General features: G+C 69.0%; 19 protein-coding genes and 1 other RNA gene. 10 read left to right on the top strand and 10 right to left on the bottom strand.

Annotated features, from left to right (window positions below; all coding sequences use genetic code 11):
* Positions 1-403: LPXTG cell wall anchor domain-containing protein (locus tag BT364_RS06875; RefSeq protein WP_177328038.1), on the top strand; the 403-nt coding region annotated here is incomplete at its 5' end.
* 297 nt (positions 404-700) lie between these two features.
* On the opposite strand, the gene BT364_RS06870 is transcribed toward BT364_RS06875, so the two are convergent.
* Entirely contained in the window at positions 701-901 is a 201-nt protein-coding gene (locus BT364_RS06870; RefSeq protein WP_072484166.1) for a hypothetical protein, read from the bottom strand.
* A 270-nt stretch (positions 902-1,171) separates the two neighbouring features.
* On the opposite strand from BT364_RS06870, the gene ftsE reads away from it, so the two are divergent.
* The 5 genes from ftsE (at position 1,172) to ssrA (ending at position 5,070) form a co-directional block, all read left to right on the top strand.
* Positions 1,172-1,861 carry a cell division ATP-binding protein FtsE gene (ftsE, locus tag BT364_RS06865; RefSeq protein WP_072484165.1) on the top strand — a complete coding sequence of 230 codons (690 nt, stop codon included), beginning with the start codon at positions 1,172-1,174 and terminating at the stop codon, positions 1,859-1,861.
* A gap of 23 nt (positions 1,862-1,884) precedes the next feature.
* Positions 1,885-2,802: a permease-like cell division protein FtsX gene (ftsX, locus tag BT364_RS06860; RefSeq protein WP_072484164.1), complete on the top strand. Its 918-nt coding sequence runs from the start codon at positions 1,885-1,887 to the stop codon at positions 2,800-2,802.
* A gap of 67 nt (positions 2,803-2,869) precedes the next feature.
* Complete coding sequence (locus BT364_RS06855) at positions 2,870-4,075, top strand: S41 family peptidase (protein ID WP_072484163.1); 1,206 nt, start codon at positions 2,870-2,872, stop codon at positions 4,073-4,075.
* Between the two features lie 18 nt (positions 4,076-4,093).
* Positions 4,094-4,582 carry an SsrA-binding protein SmpB gene (smpB, locus tag BT364_RS06850; RefSeq protein ID WP_072484162.1) on the top strand — a complete coding sequence of 163 codons (489 nt, stop codon included), beginning with the start codon at positions 4,094-4,096 and terminating at the stop codon, positions 4,580-4,582.
* A 118-nt stretch (positions 4,583-4,700) separates the two neighbouring features.
* Positions 4,701-5,070, top strand: a transfer-messenger RNA (tmRNA) gene (gene ssrA, locus BT364_RS06845).
* Positions 5,071-5,150: 80 nt separating this feature from the next.
* Here the strand turns inward: ssrA and BT364_RS06840 are convergent.
* The 7 genes from BT364_RS06840 to BT364_RS06815 form a co-directional block, all read right to left on the bottom strand.
* Complete coding sequence (locus tag BT364_RS06840) at positions 5,151-5,708, bottom strand: GNAT family N-acetyltransferase (protein ID WP_072484224.1); 558 nt, start codon at positions 5,706-5,708, stop codon at positions 5,151-5,153.
* A 4-nt stretch (positions 5,709-5,712) separates the two neighbouring features.
* Positions 5,713-6,435, bottom strand: a complete 723-nt coding sequence (locus BT364_RS06835) for a lasso peptide biosynthesis B2 protein (RefSeq protein WP_072484161.1) — start codon at positions 6,433-6,435, stop codon at positions 5,713-5,715.
* Complete coding sequence (locus tag BT364_RS06830; RefSeq protein ID WP_072484160.1) at positions 6,432-8,246, bottom strand: albusnodin/ikarugamycin family macrolactam cyclase; 1,815 nt, start codon at positions 8,244-8,246, stop codon at positions 6,432-6,434. The genes BT364_RS06835 and BT364_RS06830 overlap by 4 nt, the downstream gene beginning before the upstream one ends.
* A 79-nt stretch (positions 8,247-8,325) precedes the next feature.
* Positions 8,326-8,481 carry an albusnodin family lasso peptide gene (locus tag BT364_RS39855; RefSeq protein WP_107408175.1) on the bottom strand — a complete coding sequence of 52 codons (156 nt, stop codon included), beginning with the start codon at positions 8,479-8,481 and terminating at the stop codon, positions 8,326-8,328.
* A gap of 355 nt (positions 8,482-8,836) precedes the next feature.
* Positions 8,837-9,172 carry a DUF6415 family natural product biosynthesis protein gene (locus BT364_RS06825; RefSeq protein WP_143166459.1) on the bottom strand — a complete coding sequence of 112 codons (336 nt, stop codon included), beginning with the start codon at positions 9,170-9,172 and terminating at the stop codon, positions 8,837-8,839.
* A gap of 5 nt (positions 9,173-9,177) precedes the next feature.
* Positions 9,178-9,381 carry a hypothetical protein gene (locus BT364_RS06820; RefSeq protein WP_072484158.1) on the bottom strand — a complete coding sequence of 68 codons (204 nt, stop codon included), beginning with the start codon at positions 9,379-9,381 and terminating at the stop codon, positions 9,178-9,180.
* A gap of 216 nt (positions 9,382-9,597) precedes the next feature.
* On the bottom strand, positions 9,598-10,818 hold the full coding sequence (locus BT364_RS06815) for a helix-turn-helix domain-containing protein (RefSeq protein ID WP_072484157.1): 1,221 nt from the start codon (positions 10,816-10,818) through the stop codon (positions 9,598-9,600).
* Between the two features lie 727 nt (positions 10,819-11,545).
* Between BT364_RS06815 and BT364_RS06810 the strand changes: the two genes are divergently transcribed.
* Positions 11,546-12,178 (top strand): hypothetical protein, encoded by a 633-nt coding sequence (locus tag BT364_RS06810; protein WP_143166458.1) that lies wholly within the window; start codon positions 11,546-11,548, stop codon positions 12,176-12,178.
* On the opposite strand, the gene BT364_RS42580 is transcribed toward BT364_RS06810, so the two are convergent.
* Entirely contained in the window at positions 12,144-12,413 is a 270-nt protein-coding gene (locus tag BT364_RS42580) for an SAM-dependent methyltransferase (protein WP_256259608.1), read from the bottom strand. The two genes, BT364_RS06810 and BT364_RS42580, sit on opposite strands and share 35 nt — an antisense overlap.
* 549 nt (positions 12,414-12,962) lie before the next feature.
* Here BT364_RS42580 and BT364_RS40895 point away from each other — a divergent pair.
* The 3 genes from BT364_RS40895 to BT364_RS06790 all read left to right on the top strand — a co-directional run bounded on the left by BT364_RS40895 (position 12,963) and on the right by BT364_RS06790 (position 14,930).
* Entirely contained in the window at positions 12,963-13,643 is a 681-nt protein-coding gene (locus BT364_RS40895) for a hypothetical protein (protein WP_143166457.1), read from the top strand.
* 494 nt (positions 13,644-14,137) lie between these two features.
* Positions 14,138-14,434: a hypothetical protein gene (locus tag BT364_RS06795; RefSeq protein WP_143166456.1), complete on the top strand. Its 297-nt coding sequence runs from the start codon at positions 14,138-14,140 to the stop codon at positions 14,432-14,434.
* Between the two features lie 16 nt (positions 14,435-14,450).
* The gene (locus BT364_RS06790; protein ID WP_072484152.1) at positions 14,451-14,930 is read left to right on the top strand and encodes a TrmO family methyltransferase domain-containing protein; all 480 of its coding nucleotides are present in this window, start codon (positions 14,451-14,453) and stop codon (positions 14,928-14,930) included.
* A gap of 177 nt (positions 14,931-15,107) precedes the next feature.
* On the opposite strand, the gene BT364_RS06785 is transcribed toward BT364_RS06790, so the two are convergent.
* The gene (locus tag BT364_RS06785; protein ID WP_177328036.1) at positions 15,108-16,367 is read right to left on the bottom strand and encodes an MFS transporter; all 1,260 of its coding nucleotides are present in this window, start codon (positions 16,365-16,367) and stop codon (positions 15,108-15,110) included.
* Positions 16,368-16,414 lie beyond the last annotated feature (47 nt).

The following is a 16,414-nucleotide window of genomic DNA, read 5'->3' as shown; positions in this document are numbered from 1 at the left end:
CAACGGCGGCACCACCGGCAACGGCGGCACCACCGGCAACGGCGGCACCACCGGCAACGGCGGCACGGACAACGGCGGCACCACCGGCAACGGCGGCACCACCGGCAACGGCGGCACGGACAACGGCGGCACCACCGGCAACGGCGGCACCACCGGCTCCGTGACCGGCGGCGACGACGCCGGCACCTGCACCGTCGACCTCGACGGCGCGAAGTGCGCGGACAACACCACCCCCGACTCCGTCGGCAACCAGCCGGTCGAGCAGGGCAAGGGCAAGGACGAGCTCGCCGAGACCGGTGCCGCCGAGACCACGTTCCTGCTGGTCGGCGCCGCGACGATGATCGCCGGAGGCATCGGCTTCCGGATCCTGCCGCGCCTCGTGAACGGCCGTACGGTCGCCTAAGACCGACCGGCAATAGGGGGGCGGCGTCGCGGGGCTGGGCACGCACATCTGCCGCGTTGTCGTCAATCAACAACGCTCCGCGTTGCCTCAATCCTCCGCCTTGCAGCTGCACGCACCCAGCCCCGCTCCTTCACCCACCCCCCAATTGCCGGTCGGTCTAAGGGTCACCCGCGGTAACGGCTGAACAGCCAAACGGATTCACAGATGCGCACAGAGGGGCCCGGGACGCCGATCGGCATCCCGGGCCCCTCCGCGTACACGTACCGGCGTCTGCGGGCCGGCAGGCTGGGCGGGCGGCTACACGGTCTGGTGCGCCAGCAGTGCCAGCGCGCCCAGCAGCACCACCAGCAGGGCCACCAGCATCGCCGGGTTCAGCCCGGCGAACATTCCCTGCTCCTGTTCCTGCTGCAGCCGCGCACGGCTGGCCCGGCACACGGGGCAGCGGCCCTCGTTGACGGGTGCCGCGCAGTTCGCGCACACCAATCGGTCATAGGTCATGCGCTTTCCTCCTCCCGCGCGGCGGAGCCGCATACGCTTTCTCTCCGCACAACGCTCATGGAAACGCAACTGTTCCCCCTACTACTGTGCCAGCTCGCGCGGATTTCGGCGCGGCCCGCCGGACATCACCCGTTCCGTCATGCTTCGGGCCCCGCTTCCGGCCGGTGCCGTTCCGCCATAAATCGCCCATCCTCGGACGCGCGCCTGCACGCGTCAGTCCGGTTCGCGTATGGTCACGCACACCTACTCCCGGCCGACCGTGGTGCATCCGTGATCCGATTCGACAACGTCTCCAAGACCTACCCGAAGCAGAGCCGTCCCGCTCTACGGGATGTGTCTCTCGATATCGAGAAGGGCGAGTTCGTCTTCCTGGTGGGCTCATCCGGCTCCGGCAAGTCCACCTTCATGCGACTCATCCTCCGCGAGGAGCGCGCAAGTCAGGGCGCGGTCCACGTCCTGGGCAAGGACCTCGCGCGCCTGTCCAACTGGAAGGTGCCGCACATGCGCCGCCAGCTGGGCACGGTGTTCCAGGACTTCAGGCTCCTCCCCAACAAGACCGTTGCGGAGAACGTGGCGTTCGCGCAGGAGGTCATCGGCAAGCCGCGCGGCGAGATCCGCAAGGCGGTGCCCCAGGTTCTCGACCTGGTCGGCCTCGGCGGCAAGGAGGACCGGATGCCCGGTGAGCTCTCCGGTGGTGAGCAGCAGCGCGTGGCGATCGCGCGGGCGTTCGTGAACCGTCCCATGCTGCTGATCGCGGACGAGCCGACCGGCAACCTCGACCCGCAGACCTCCGTCGGCATCATGAAGCTGCTGGACCGGATCAACCGGACCGGCACCACCGTGATCATGGCGACCCACGACCAGAACATCGTCGACCAGATGCGCAAGCGCGTCATCGAGCTGGAGCAGGGCCGTCTCGTACGCGACCAGGCCCGCGGCGTCTACGGCTACCAGCACTGAGCATCGAGCACTGAAAGGACGCCATGCGCGCCCAGTTCGTCCTGTCGGAGATCGGCGTCGGCCTCCGTCGCAACCTCACGATGACCTTCGCCGTCGTCGTCTCCGTCGCCCTCTCGCTCGCCCTGTTCGGCGGCGCGCTGCTCATGCGCGAGCAGGTCAGCACGATGAAGGACTACTGGTACGACAAGGTCAACGTCTCGATCTTCCTCTGCAGCAAGAGCGATGTGACCTCGACGCCCAAGTGCGCCAAGGGCGCTGTCACCGCGGAGCAGAAGAAGGAGATCGAGGGCGACCTCCACAAGATGGACGTCGTCGACACGGTCACGTACGAGTCCGCCGACCAGGCGTACAAGCACTACCAGGACCAGTTCGGCGACTCGCCCATGGCGAGCAACATCACGCCGGACCAGATGCAGGAGTCGTTCCGGGTCAAGCTCCACGACCCGAAGAAGTACAAGGTCGTCGCCACCGCCTTCGCCGGCCGGGACGGGGTGCAGTCCGTCCAGGACCAGAGAAGCATCCTGGACAACCTCTTCCAGCTGATGAACGGCATGAACGTGGCTGCCCTCTTCGTGATGGCGCTGATGCTGGTCATCGCGCTGATGCTGATCGTGAACACCGTCCGGGTGTCCGCGTTCAGCCGACGGCGCGAGACGGGCATCATGCGGCTCGTCGGCGCCTCCGGCTTCTACATCCAGATGCCGTTCATCATGGAGGCCGCGTTCGCCGGTCTCATCGGCGGCGTCCTGGCCTGCGTGATGCTGCTGGCCGGCCGGTACTTCCTGATCGACGGCGGACTGGAACTCCAGAGCAAGCTGAACCTGATCGACTTCATCGGCTGGGACGCGGTCTTCACCAAGCTGCCCCTGGTCCTGGCAATCGGCCTGCTGATGCCCGCCGTTGCCGCGCTCTTCGCGCTCCGCAAGTACCTCAAGGTGTGACATGCGCCCCCTGGGCGCACGGCCAACCGGCCGTGCGCCCAGGGGGTGTTGTCCTAGACTCGGCGGCATGTCGGGCCCCACGCAGCGTTTCGGGCCCCGCGGCGTGCGCCGCGGGGCGGCCCTGACATTGGTTTTCGCGGGCGTGCTGGCCACCGGGGCGGTCACCGGTTCGCTGCCGCGCGGCAGCGCGAAGTCCGAGGAGTTCGCGACCCGTTCCGTGGCCTCCACCGTCGACCGCGACGAGGTGGCCGACGCCGCCGCCCGCGCCGTGGCCGACGGCAAGTCCGGCAAGGAGGCGGCCGAGGAGGTCGTCAGCCGCAGCGGCGACCGCTGGGGCGCGGTGTACGACGAGCGGCAGTACGAGGAGTTCGAGCAGGCCCTGGACGGCTCGTACACCGGCGTCGGGATCTCCGCGAAGCGCTCCGCCGACGGGCAGGTCGAGGTGGCCCGGGTCCAGCCCGGCGGCCCCGCCGACCGGGCCGGCATCGAGCCCGGCGACCTGCTCCGTACGATCGACGGCCACCGGGTCGACAGACGCCCCGTCGCGGAGGTCGTCGCCCTGCTGCGCGGAGACCGTACGGAGGCCGCCGCGGGCACCACCGTCGTCCTGGGGATCGAGCGCGGCACCGGCCTGCGGACCGAGACGCTGCGCCGGGCCAGACTGACCACCGAGGCCGTGACCGTGCGGCGTGTCGACCACCCCCGTGCCGACTCCTCCGGCCCTGCCGACTCCTCCGGGGCCGTCCTGATCGAGGTCGACTCGTTCACCAGGGGCTCGGGCACCAAGGTCCGCGACGCGGTCCGGGACGCACCGTCGGACGCCGGAGTGCTCCTCGACCTCCGCGGCAACTCCGGCGGACTGGTCACCGAGGCCGTCACCGCCGCCTCCGCCTTCCTGGACGGCGGCCTGGTCGCCACTTACGACGTCCACGGCAAGCAGCGCGCCCTGTACGCACAGCCGGGCGGCGACACCGACCGCCCCCTCGTCGTCCTGGTCGACGGCGGCACGATGAGCGCCGCCGAGCTCCTCACCGGCGCCCTCCAGGACCGGGGCCGGGCCGTCACCGTCGGCTCGCGGACCTTCGGCAAGGGTTCGGTCCAGATGCCCAGCAAGCTCCCGGGCGGCTCGGTGGCCGAGCTGACCGTCGGCCACTACCGCACCCCGGCGGGCAGGGGCGTCGACGGCCGGGGCATCACCCCGGACCTCACGGTCGGCTCCGGGGCCGAGCAGCGGGCCGAGACAGTATTGAGTGGCCTCGGGGGTGGGTCGTAGTGCGAAAATGGCCGCACTATGGCTAAGGAAAAGGACACAGGGCGCAAGCTCATCGCGCAGAACAAGAAGGCGCGGCACGACTACCACATCCTCGACACCTACGAGTGCGGCCTCGTACTCATGGGTACCGAGGTCAAGTCGCTCCGGCTGGGCCGGGCCTCCCTGGTGGACGGCTTCGTCCAGATCGACGGCGGCGAGGCATGGCTGCACAACATCCATGTGCCCGAGTACGTGCAGGGGACCTGGACCAACCACTCGGCCAAGCGGAAGCGCAAGCTGCTGATGCACCGGGCCGAGATCGACAAGCTGGAGTCGAAGTCGGGCGAGACGGGCCACACGATCGTGCCGCTCGCGCTCTACTTCAAGGACGGCCGGGTCAAGGTCGAGATCGCGCTCGCCAAGGGCAAGAAGGAGTACGACAAGCGCCAGACCCTCCGCGAGAAGCAGGACACGAGGGAGACCAACCGCGCGATCTCGGCGGCGCGCAGGCGCCAGCGGAGCGCGTAGGACCGTGCCCGGCCCGGCTCCGCCGGGCGTCGGCAGGAATAGGCTGGCATCGTCGCGCGTTGGTCACGTACGATGGCACTGCACTCCACAGCGGGTGCATGTATTGAAAACAAAACATGGGGATGATCGGTTTCGACAGCGGATGTCGAAGCAGGGGAAGCGTGTCGAGGAAGCGGCAATGATCTCGTAAACCATATGTCGCAACCAATAATCGCCAACACCAAGCGCGATTCCTTCGCCCTCGCTGCCTAAGTAGCGACTTGCGAAGTGTCAGCCCGGGGGTGATCCCGACCCGGATCCTGGCATCATCAAGGGATCTAAACTTCTAGACCCGGTCACGGGGCCTGGAAGGAAATCAAACAGTGGCTGAGCCCGTCGGAGACTTGTTCGCGTGATCTCCGGGGCTGAGAAAAGCGCAGCGAACTGCACACGGAGAAGCCCTGATTCTGCACCGTTGGACGCGGGTTCGATTCCCGCCATCTCCACAATTCCCATGTGAGCCTCTGCCCTGCGAAGCATTCGCAGGGCAGAGGCTTTTTCATGCCCGGGCCCCGGTCGTCTGCCCGGCCTACGGGGTGAGCAGGTTCTTCACGGCAGACGGCCCGCTGAACTCCGATCCGATCGCGTCCATGACGATCTCGTCGCAGACTTCGCCGAGCCAGTACCCGGACTGGCGTAGTGTCCCGGCCTTCTGGAACCCCGCCTTCAAGTAGGCGTTGACGCCCGCGACGTTGGGGGCGAGGACCTTGAGCCACACCATGCGCAGGTTGGTCACATGGAAGGCGTAGTCGAGGGTAAGCCGGGTGGCTTCGCGGCCCAGCCCCCGCCCACGTGCCTCAGGGGCGAGCATGATGACGAACTCGGCCGTCCGCACGCCGTGGTCGGGGAGCAACGTGGTCACTCCGGCCGGTACCGGGGCGCCGCCCGTCAGGTCGTAGACCGTGAACCTGATGTTCTCGCCGCGCAACTGGTGGGCCATGCCGTCGGTACGGGCCTCCAGCGACTCCGGGCTCTGCCTGCCGTACCCGACCAGGAGCGAGGGGTCCTGTTCCCACCGCCAGTACGTCTCCACGAGGTCGGGCCGGTAGGGGCCGAGGGCACAGGTGCCGGTGCTGATCCAGAGGATCGGGTCAGGGCTGGTGATGAGGGTCTCCGATCGTGATGACGGGCGTGTATGCCCGCGTCGAGTCGGGTTCCGCTGCTGTGGTCCCGTCCCAAGTCTGCACCCAGGCGTGCAGGCGTACCGGGTCGGCGGCGACACCATGGCACCAGGTGACGGCGAGCCGCCGGGCGGCGAGGAGGAGTACGGCGGCGGCGGATTCCTCCAAGCAGGCCGTACGCCCTGGGGAGCGCCATCCGGCCCGGCGGACAGCCTCGACGGCCCGGATGGCCTGGGCCGGGGTGGCGGGGCGGAGACAGGTTGACACGGTGGACCGTAGGACCGCGGTGAGGCGGTGCATTCCGGTCGGCGCCGGGCCTGCCCGCTTGACGGCGAACACCGCCGCCAGGGCCCATGAGGCGGCGGCGGTGGGACCACGCGGTGGCCGGGCGAGGCCGGCGGGGTGCTCGGTGCTGCCCCAGCTCGCTTCGGGCGCGGGCGCGACCACGGGGGGTGTCCACGGGTTCGGCGCCGGTGTGGGGATCAGGAGCCTGGAGGCGAGGAGCCGCCGTGCCGCGGTGGGCGGAATCGGGTCCAGGCACCCGGTGGCGGCCGCTGCCCGCCACCCCGCCCCGGCCTCGGGGAGCAGGCAGTGGACGCGGCCGGTGCGGTAGTCGATCAGGACCAGGACGTGCCCGAAGTCCACGGCGCGCACGTGGCCGGGCGCGGTGGCGTGGGAGGGGAGACTGGTCACGGGGCGCTCCGTACGGGCTGGGTGGTCCAGGCGGGGGCCGGTTCCCGGTGATGGGCGACGAGCCACGCCTCGGCGGTCAGGGCCTGCTCGAACGTGGCGAGTGACATGGGGATTCCGGCCGCGGCCCGGCGCAGCTGACTCCGCAGACGTCGGGGCTCGATGAGACCGAGCCCGACGAGATGGCCGTCAGTCAGCACCGCCAGGTCGTCTAGATTGGCGCGCATCCCCGCGTAGTGGTCGGCGTCGAAGCCGCCCTTCGTGGTGCGGGCGGCCACTTCGGGTGGCAGCAGGTCCCCGACAGCACGGACGAGGAGCGGCTTGTACGCGTGAACGGCCGGTCGGCGCTCCAGCGGGTTGGTGAGCACTGCATTCACGACGGTGGGGTCCAGGAAGGGGTTGTGGAGGTCGACGCCGCAGCTCGCCGCGAGTTCGGCGTCGGCCACCGCTGTCCGGGCCACCTCCCGGATCTCGTCCATGGCGATCCGTACGGATGCGTCCAGCCCAGCCAGCGGATCGGGGTGCGTGGCTGCCTCCCGGAAGGCGTCGACGACGCACCGGACGGCGGCCGGTTCTGCCCAGTCCGGCAGCGGCAGCAACGGGAACCAGTGCCCGCCGCTCCGGTTGCCGATGTTCTGCCCGACCAGGTGCCCGGCGAGGCCGGTGAGGGCTGCGTGGCGGCCTGTGCGTGCCATGGCGACGGCATCCCGCAGGAGCGACGTCACGGGGGTGCGGCGCAGGCGCGCCCAGCCGAACGCTTCGCTTGCCGCCCGCCCGAGGTGTCGGTGGCGGATGAGGTCGGCGAGGTGCGCCGCGGGCTGGAAGAGGACGCTGTCCCCTCCGTCGCCGGTCAGATGGGTCCGGGTGCCGAGGTGGTCGCGCATCCACCGGAACTGTCCGCGCAGCCTGGCCTGGGTCAAGGTCGATGGGGCGGGCTCGTCGGTGGGCGGCACGGAGGTGATGAACGTGTAGGGCAGGTGTCGGGCGTTCATGGGGAGCAGGTGGTGCACGATCCGGCCGTTGGACGCGGCGGTTAGCCGGGCGTAGCGGAGATCGGCTCCGCCGTGGTTGCCCTCGGGGTGGATGGTGACGGCGTTCAACCGGTGCGGGGCAGGCAGGGAGTCGGCGGCGAGGACAGCGACGGAGGTGGAGTCCAGGCCGCCGGACAGGTCGCTGGAGAGCCTCGGGTCGGCCTCGGTCCGCAAGGTGACGGATCCCGCGAGGGTGTGCCGCAGGTGTCGGTGGGCGAGCCGTGACACCTCGGGGTCCGGCCGCCAAAGGTTGATGCGGCGGGGAGCCGTACCGATGCGCGGCAGCTCGGTGCGGCAGCCGGGCGCCACCTGCTCCACGTTCGTGAAGAAGCTGCGCCCAGCAGCCAGCGCCGGGACCGACGGGGTCAAGACCGCGCAAGCCAGCCGCTGAGCATCCGGGCCGGAACCGGCTAGGGCGGCGAGCAGCCGGGCGGAGGTGGACCACGCCCAGCCCGACCGCCAGGGCACGCAGTACAAGGGGAAGGCTGACACCGGGTCGGTGTGCAGCACGACGTTGTCGGAGTTCTCTTCAACGACCGCGTAGTTTCCTGGCCAGCGCCACGCCACGTCGGTGGGGACGGGGCGATTGACCAGGGCGGACATATGCGCGTCGGTGGCGCCGCACCAACCGAGGAGATGCACCCGGCGGGCGCCGCCGTCGGCGGTCAGTGTGCGGACGGGGGTAGTGCCGAGCCGCCATGCGGACGATGTCGGGGCGATCAGTTCTGCACCGAGAGGTAGGGGGCATTCGTCCCCTGTCGTGCTGAAGCCGCCGAGGGCCACGGATTTCCTCCAGAGGCGGGTGGGGCAGGTGGTGCGGGCTGGGCATGCCGGGCCCGCACCACCATGCCTGCCGGACCGGTCAGCAGTTGTAGGCGCGGCGCTTGTCCTCGCTGTGGCCACTGCCCTGACCTTCGGTCAGCACGGCGGCGTCGCCGATGTCGACCAGCGCGGCCTCCTCCTCATCGTCCTCGGTGGGCTTGCTCCGGGTGTTCTCGGTGGCGATCAGCTTGCGCATCGGCTTTTCTCCTTCTCCAGAGGGAAGTGATCGGACGGGTTCCGCTGTTGCCGCGAGGCGTCAGCGGCCCGAGTCAGGTCGCCCGTGCCCTGGCGGCGCAGCGGGCGACGTGCTCGGAGCTCTTGGCAAGCAGCCGGAGGCCGAAGGCAGGGGCCAGCCCGTCGGCCTTCAGCTGCCACGCGGGCGGGCCTCACTGCGTGCAGCGAGATGTTTCCTCGCCCGGCTGAAGTCGAGGGAGCAGGGCGTGTGCGGCGGCTTCGAGCGCTGATGTGAGGACGCGGTCGGTGGCGTACGCCGTCGGCGATCGGTCCGGAGCACTGTCTCGGGGACGGTCGCGCGTGCTGCAACTTGCCGCTCACTGCTGCTGTCCGTGTCGTTGGACTTGGGAGGCGTACCTCATCAGGTGGTAGACCGCCTTGCCCAGCAGTCGGAGCATGGCGGCCGGGTCGCCGCCCTGGTCGCGGAGCAGGCCACGGGCGTGGTCCACGGTGGCGGTCGCGATGTCCCGGGCCCGGGAGTCGGCCAGGTCCTTCGCGTACTCCTCGGCCGGGTCGACGAGCAGCCAGATGTGGGAGCGGAGCCGCTTGCGCACCTCGTCGGCAGCCGGCCCGGTCGGTCGCCCCTGTGCGAGGGCGAGCGCCAGGTCCACGTCTCGGCCCATGTCGGTCGAGGTCGGTGATGCTTCGGGCATGGCGATCACCGCTCAGCACTTTCGTTGTCGCACCGGCCGCGCTCGATCTCTTCGTCCTCGCCCGGCAGCGGCTCGGTGCGAGCCAGGAAGGTGTTCCAGCCGCGCTGAGCCCGCGCGAGTAGTCCGGTGGACGGATGGCCGCCGGGCAGGTTCGTGCCGGGGGCGCGGATCGAAAGCGGATCCTCGAAATAGTCGGACTGGGTGCTCATGCCGATCTCCGTGGTCTGCGGGTCCCGCTGACCATTTCTGTCGGGGCCCGAAGGGCGATGACTGCTGCGGACATTCAGTGAACGCGCAGCAACGCCCCGGAACTGACACAAGTTGTGACAGTCCCAGGGCGGTGTGTGACGGCCGGGGCGGAGGCATGGCTTTCGAGCTGTGCCGGCTGGCGCGGCTGGGCGCGGAAGTTTCTCGCCGGAACGACTCTAGGGCTGGGCGCCGCACCAGGAGGCGTAGCCGATGAGGGCGTCAGGGGTGCGGCGGGCTGCGCGTACCAGGCCGGTGGCGGTTTCGCGGACGGACGGATGGTACTTGGCCTGCTGCGGTGCCACCTTCCGTGCTTTCAGCAGGGAAGCGAGGGCCGCGTCGGTCCTGCCGGTCCAGAGCTGGGAGCGGGCGGTGTCGATCCAGAAGTGTCCCAGTCGGTCCGGGAAGTAGTCCGCCGGGGGCTGCACCAGCTTGGCCAGTTGGAGCGACTTTCCATGGTTACCCCGCTCCATCTCCACCGCCGCCGCGTGGATTGCCACGTTGGTCGGCCCGAACGACTGGATGTGCGCCCCGTCCCGGGCCCCGCCGACGACCTCGCGGCCCAACTGCTCGGCCAGGCGGCGCGCTTCGGCCAGTTCGTCCCGGGCGGAGTCGATGTCGCCTTGCCGGGTGGCCAGCATTGCCGCCCGCAGGTGCAAATTCCCGGCGGAGCAGAGGGCGGGTAGTTCGCCGGCGCGCACGCCAGGGTCAACGGTTTCGCGCGCCTTGGAGATGATCTTCCGCCCGACCTCGTGCCGTCCGGTGGCGAAGGTCGAGTAGGCGCGCATGTAGCCGTACAGGCTCATCAGGTAGGGATCACCTGCGCGTTGGGCGGAGTAGTCCATGCGCGACAGCAGGAGCGACACCAGATCCGACAGGCCGAGCCCGTAGGCGACGTCGTAGGCGGACCGGTACACGTGCGCGAGAAGCCGGTGTGCCTCCTCGGCCGACCGGCCCTGCGCGGTCTGGGAAATCTGGACCAGTTCATCGATGAGCGGGGGTGCCATGGCGATGATCCGCCCGAAGTTCGCCCCCCTGCGTGCGAGGAGCACGGCGTTCACGTCGGCGGTGATTCGCGGCAGGGGGCGTACGGGGAGTTCGTCCAGCGGGAAGTCGTAATTGTCGAGCGCGGCACGCAGGTCGGTCAGGGGGCCGTCGAGCCGGTCGTGTGCGTGGTCCGATGCGTAGGGCTGACCGGTGAAGGTGGTGACGGACACGCCCATGGCCCGTGCCACGGCGGCGATGAACGAGCTGCTGGCGGGACGGCGGCCCTGTTCGACCTTGACCAGGAGTGAGTAGGAGACGGCTGCTTTGCTGGCGAGTTGCTTCTGCGTCAGGCGGTGCAGGCGCCGGTACGCGGCGATCCGTGCCCCTGTTCCGACGCCAGTGGGCGTGGGCATACTGTGCTCCGTCCTCGTAGTCGCGTACTGGGACGGTACCCGTCGACATGCGGCGGGTAGCGCGGCTTTGCACGCCGCCGCCCGGAGAACGGTAGGGCGAACCACCCGGGTTCAGCGTTCGCTCCCGTTTCTTCGGTCTCCCTTCGCGCGGCCATGCCGGTCAGCCGCGCGGTGCCCCACTGCCGTCGGCCCGCCACGCAGTCGAACCCGGCTTCCGTGTCCTCGGCCCCGAGGGGGCCTGTGGGCCGGGTCCGGGTGCGACGCTCCCGCTCATCGGGGAACGCCCGGAGGCGGCTGATGTAGCCTCCGCCGCACTGTTGTCGGCCGTGAGGTCCGTGGGGGTTGCCTTTCTGAGGTTGCTGTCGAAGAGGGACGAGCGGGAACGGCGCGGTCGCGAAGTCGAGGGCTGAGTGGGTGTCCGCCGAGCACTGCGGCGCCGATCGTGGCCCTGGCGCTGCGATCCTGCCTCCGAAGCGCGTCACCGGGTTACTGTTCGTCTAAAGAAGGGGGCGCCTCCCCGACCTGCGATTTTGACGTCGATGTGTCAGGGAAACCCGAACATTACTACTGCGTAACGTTAGGAATTACATAACACTTCTCTTCTGGAGTGGCAGGGCGCGTGAGCGTCTCGGGTGGCTGGCCTGTCGGGAGGGCTTGCGTTTGCGCCGTCCTGACGTAAGCGGGGTAAATGTCAGTGAAACCCTGACACTGCTTGTAGGGTGTGTGCATGGTCAGTGCGCGCCGGGACGCAGCACGCCGACGTCGGGTGCGAGTGCCTCAGAGCCTCGAGAAGCTCGCGGAAGAGGCCGAGAGGGTCATCCGCCCCGGCGAAGACGTGGACGTCACGATCAGGAAGAGGGGTCCGTACAGAATGCTGGCGACTGATCCCATGGAAGACGTGTTCGAGAATCAGACCGAGCCCATGCATGTCGTGGTGTCGTTGGGCTTCATCACTCGATTCCCCAGGTACAACCTGCCCAGCCTCTCCAAAGATTTGTTCTGGACAATCGTTGGGCTGCTGGCCGAGAAGGATGAGCAAGGCCAGTACGTCCATATCAACCGCCACGGCGAGATCGCGGTCACCCAGGATCAGTTGGCCCGGATGCTCGGTGTCAAGAGGCCTACGATCAACGTGGCCATAGGGCACCTGATGGCTCGGAACTTCCTGTGGAAGACCGGGCGGGGCAAGTATCAGCTTCACCCGCTCCTGCTCTACTTCGGCAGCGCCACTCGGCAGGGCGAGGCGATCGGGTACGCCAAGGCTCACTTCGAGGACAAGGCGCTCCCTGTCGTGCCCGAACCCGGAGCCGTGATCGCGCATGAGATCACCCCGGACGGTGTCGCCGACATCCGTGCCTGACCATAGCTCCACGGAATCGTAGGCATGGCCTCGGGCGTGCGAGGAGGCGCCCGAGGCCGACAGTGAGGCGGTCGGCTCTTGGCGGGGGCGTAGTAGCTGCCGAGTATGTCGCTGGCCCATCGGGGCCGGTGGGCCTCGCCCCGGGGGCCATCTCCTTGAACCAGGGCTTCGCTTCGATGACCGGGGTGCCGTCCACGGCGTCGAGGTCTTCGACGTGGAGGTCAAGGCCGTCCACTTCGACCAGGCGGCAGCGGGAGATGCCGAGCCAGTTGCGGCGACGCTGCGATGGTGCGGGTCGTCGAGGATCTCGTGCTCGCCGATCAGCCCGAGCAGCACGAACCTGGCCGCGACGGCGGGCCACCACTCGATTGCCGCAGCTACTTCGCAGTCGATCCGTAACCGGTCGGGGCCCATCAGCCCACCCACTGCTCGGCGGCTCGCCCACGGACGGTCATGGCCCGCTCCAGCTGCACCGAGGCCGAGTGCAGACGGGAGCCTTCGATCACGGCCGCCTCCCGCGTCGAGCCGATTGCGAGATCTTGTGCGGAGCCCACCCAGCCAGCGAGCCGATGCGCGAGGCCACGTCAATGTCGAAGTTGGCCGTATCCCCAGTGCCGAAGGCTTGGGGCAACGCCACTCTGTCCTGTCAGGACCATTGGTTATAGGGGGGAAGGCTTTGTGGCCGAAAGGAAGACGGGGGATGTTGTGATCGTGCCCCAGGGGCGGAGGTCGGCTGACCGAAACCGCCGCGCCCGTCTGGCGGTAGGTGACATCCTCTGCAAATGTGATCACACGTATCCAGGCTCGAGTGACCCGTCTGCGGGACGAGGTTGCAAGGGCCCGCCGCGCCTTCGACGGCGAGCGTCAGCGCCATAGCCGTGAAACGCTGGCAGAAGTAGCTGGTTCGCTCAGTGCCATGAGGTCCGATTGGCAACTTCCTGGAGCGGCAGCAGAAGGTGTGCAGGCGTGGGTCTACAGCCGCATGCTGTGGCGTCCATTCCGGAAATGGAGCCTCATAGTCGCAATCGGCATTTGGTTTTTCGCTTTGTTGGCGATCACGGATTATCCGGACAGTCCTTCAGCCCGCATACCCCTCTCGGTGAACACACTCTTCGTTGTTGGCTCATGGTTGAAGACCAAGTCGTCGGGAGCGCTGGATGACCCAGGGGCCATGCTGGGATTTATCAAAGGCCTGGCTTTGCGTTGGGGCTTCATGATCGCCGTGCTCTACGTCCTCTTCCGCGGACTCCCGAATGCCAAGGTCCGACGCGAGCTGGACCCGCCGGCCTGGACTCATCCGTTGCAGCGCTGGGGCAAGACGCTGGTTTGGACGGCGAGTTTGGAGCGCAGGTTCCGGACGACGGCGATCCTTGTGCTCGGAGCGCATCAATGCGCCGTTGTCTACGGACGCAAAGGACTCCGTGGGGGCCGTCGGCGGCCGACTTGCTCGAAAGGACTCTGGTGAGCGCTGAGCTTGCCGTGCTGCACGCATGGAGGCGGTGGCCCAGGCGTGCAGACCGGTCGAAGGGGTATAGGAGGGACGCGCTACGAAACCATGCCGATCTGGTCGCAGCTGCGATCAGGAAGGAGGCGCTCCGGCTTGACGGGCCCGACCGGGATGAAGCCCTGGAACGTTTGGCGGACATGCTCCTCACGATCGCTGACCGATACTCCAAGGGACAGTTGGCCGCTCTGCTGCCAATTAGTGACCTTGAAGAGCTGATGCCTGTTCGGCACCGTGAGGGCCGGCGAACGATTCTGATGGTTGGCGGCATCGTTGCGGTGACTGCGGGAGCTTCCCTGATAGGCCTTCCGGATGGCGTCGCTACCGTTGCTGGAACCGCTCTCGCTGGCTTGGTCATGTGGGCCACCGGCAGACGCCGAGGGTGGCAAGAGACTGGAGAGGCGTTCGATCTCTTCCGGCCGAGATGAGCGCGCTTGGAATCGAGGGTTCTGATGATGTTCTCCTCAGCGCAAGTCCAGATCGCGGCCGATCGGGGCAACGAACGGCGGATCTTGGGGCGCTCCGTCGGTCTGGGCGATCGCCACGCCGCTCGCGAAATGGCGGCCCTGCTCTCCACCATGGACCAGGGACACGGCGGGGGTCGCGCCCGCACGGCCGTGGTCCGTTACCTCACCACTGAAGTCGCCGGCTACCTCAACGGCACCTTCGCCGACGATGGCGTGCGGCGCGGCATCCGATCCGTCACCACCGTGCACACTCGGGCCACGGCCTACCTGGCCGCCACAGCCTGACTCCGAAAGGAACCTGATGGCAGAGAAGTTCGAGGTCGAGGCTCTGGGGCAGGTCGTCGGAGGCCGCACCGAGCCGACCGACGACTACTGGGGCGGCACCCGAGCGATCATTCGCCTGGACAGCCGCTTTCCCGTGGAGGCCACGAAGGGACTGGAAGAGTTCTCCCACCTCGACGTGGTCTTCCGCTTCCATCTGACCGACCCTGCCGATCTCCCCCTTCGCGCCCGCCGTCCCCGGGACAACCCCGACTGGCCCGAAGTCGGCTTCGTCGGCCACCGCAACATGCGCCGCCTCAACTGGCTCGGCGTCTCCCGCTGCCGTCTGGTCGAGGTGGACGGCCTTGACCTCCATGTCGAGGACCTCGATGCCGTGGACGGGACCCCGGTCATCGAGGTGAAGCCCTGGTTCGAGGAGATGGGCCCCCGGGGCAAGGTCCACCAGCCCCGGTGGGTCGCCGACATGCTCGGCAACTACTACGCCCCCACCAGGGGCTGACTCCCGCGCACCGGCCTCGGGCGCCCCTGCGTGCGTCCGAGGCCCTGCCGGTCGATGTCCTGGTCAAGCACGGATGTCGGCGACACCGTCCGGGGTGATCTCATGCGTGTTCGACTGCGTGGTGGGCCGACGGCGGTGGGGCACCGCACGGTTGGTCGGCGTGAGCGCGCACGTGGGTCACCGCCCCCGGGGGACCCGGACCCCGATGGTCGCGACGGTCAGTGCCAGTGCCGCCGCGCAGACCGGTACGACGTAGCCCGTCACCTGTCCGGTGTGCTCCACCATCCAGCCGCCGGTCGCCGAACCCGCCGCGATGCCGCCCAGCAGTGCCGTCACGGCCAGTGTCATGCCCTCGTTCAACTGGCTCTCCGGGGTGAGGCGTTGCACCAGGGTCATCCCGGTCACCATGGTCGGGGCCGTCGCCGCGCCGGCCAGCAGGAGTGCGCCGGCGAGGGCGAGCAGGGAATCGGTCGAGGCGGCGGCGAGGAGCGGCAGGGACATCAGTGTCGTCATCCCCGCCAGGCAGATCAGCAGTCGACGCCGGATGTCCGCGGCCGGGCGCAGCGATCCGTACAGCAGTCCGGCCACGCACGAGCCGGCCGCCTGGAGTGCCAGGATCGCGCCCCCGGCGTGGGCGATCGTGACGACCTCCATCGCGCCGAAGACCGCGCCGGTGGCGAGGAAGGCGGCGAGCAGAGCCGGCATGCCCGGGGTGCGGAGCGGGGTGCTCGCGTGGGTGCGGGGGGCCACGGGGGGTTCGGTGGCGCGCTGGGCGGCGAAGATCAGTACGCCGGTCATCAGCAGGACCGCCCCGACGAGCGTTCCGGCCTCCGGGAAGAGCGCCGCGCACAGCAGCGCGGCGAGAGCCGGGCCGAGCATGAAACAGAGTTCGTCCGCGGCCTGTTCGAAGGAGTTCGCGGTGTGCAGGGCGGCCGGGTCGCCCCGGTGCAGATGGGCCCAGCGGGCCCGGGACATCCCGCCCGTATTGGGGGTGGTGGCGGTGGCGGCGTAGGAGGCGAAGAGGGTCCAGGACGGGGCTCCGTAGTGCACACAGAGCAGCAGGGCCAGCGAGCCGAGCGCGGCGATCGCGGTGGCGGGCACCGCGACCCTGGCCTGTCCGTACCGGTCGACGAGCCGGGCCGTCCAGGGGGCGACCACCGCCGTGGCGGCGAGGCCGGTCGCGGTGACGGCGCCGGCCAGGGCGTACGAGCCGCGCGAGCCGGCGATCATGATGACCGCGCTGACGCTGAACATCCCCATGGGAAGCCGGGCGAGGAGATTACCGGCGGTGAAGGCGCGGGCGCCCGGGGTGGCGAGCAGCCTGCGGTACGGGTTGGTGGACGCCCGCCGGGCGGGCGCGGTGCGCGGGGCGATGACCAGCAGGTCACCGGAGACGGCGAGCATGGGGCCGGTGGCGGGAGTTCTCTCGTACGGCATGGATCAAGCCTCGGGGCGCGCGGCCCACGGGGTCCAACACCTTCTCC

It is taken from the genome of Streptomyces atratus (assembly GCF_900119365.1).
In the GTDB taxonomy this organism is placed as follows: Bacteria; Actinomycetota; Actinomycetes; order Streptomycetales; family Streptomycetaceae; genus Streptomyces; species Streptomyces atratus_B.
Note: the sequence above shows the minus strand (reverse complement) of the source record. Positions and strands in the feature narration are given on the sequence as shown.

Excerpts from the sequence above, each read along its gene's own strand:
- BT364_RS06870 (WP_072484166.1), bottom strand. The coding sequence starts at position 901 with ATGACCTATGACCGATTGGTGTGCGCGAACTGCGCGGCACCCGTCAAC.
- ftsX (WP_072484164.1), top strand. The coding sequence starts at position 1,885 with ATGCGCGCCCAGTTCGTCCTGTCGGAGATCGGCGTCGGCCTCCGTCGC.
- BT364_RS06855 (WP_072484163.1), top strand. The coding sequence starts at position 2,870 with ATGTCGGGCCCCACGCAGCGTTTCGGGCCCCGCGGCGTGCGCCGCGGG.
- smpB (WP_072484162.1), top strand. The coding sequence starts at position 4,094 with ATGGCTAAGGAAAAGGACACAGGGCGCAAGCTCATCGCGCAGAACAAG.
- BT364_RS39855 (WP_107408175.1), bottom strand. The coding sequence starts at position 8,481 with ATGCGCAAGCTGATCGCCACCGAGAACACCCGGAGCAAGCCCACCGAG.
- BT364_RS06825 (WP_143166459.1), bottom strand. The coding sequence starts at position 9,172 with ATGCCCGAAGCATCACCGACCTCGACCGACATGGGCCGAGACGTGGAC.
- BT364_RS06820 (WP_072484158.1), bottom strand. The coding sequence starts at position 9,381 with ATGAGCACCCAGTCCGACTATTTCGAGGATCCGCTTTCGATCCGCGCC.
- BT364_RS06815 (WP_072484157.1), bottom strand. The coding sequence starts at position 10,818 with ATGCCCACGCCCACTGGCGTCGGAACAGGGGCACGGATCGCCGCGTAC.
- BT364_RS06810 (WP_143166458.1), top strand. The coding sequence starts at position 11,546 with ATGGTCAGTGCGCGCCGGGACGCAGCACGCCGACGTCGGGTGCGAGTG.
- BT364_RS06795 (WP_143166456.1), top strand. The coding sequence starts at position 14,138 with ATGTTCTCCTCAGCGCAAGTCCAGATCGCGGCCGATCGGGGCAACGAA.
- BT364_RS06790 (WP_072484152.1), top strand. The coding sequence starts at position 14,451 with ATGGCAGAGAAGTTCGAGGTCGAGGCTCTGGGGCAGGTCGTCGGAGGC.
- BT364_RS06785 (WP_177328036.1), bottom strand. The coding sequence starts at position 16,367 with ATGCCGTACGAGAGAACTCCCGCCACCGGCCCCATGCTCGCCGTCTCC.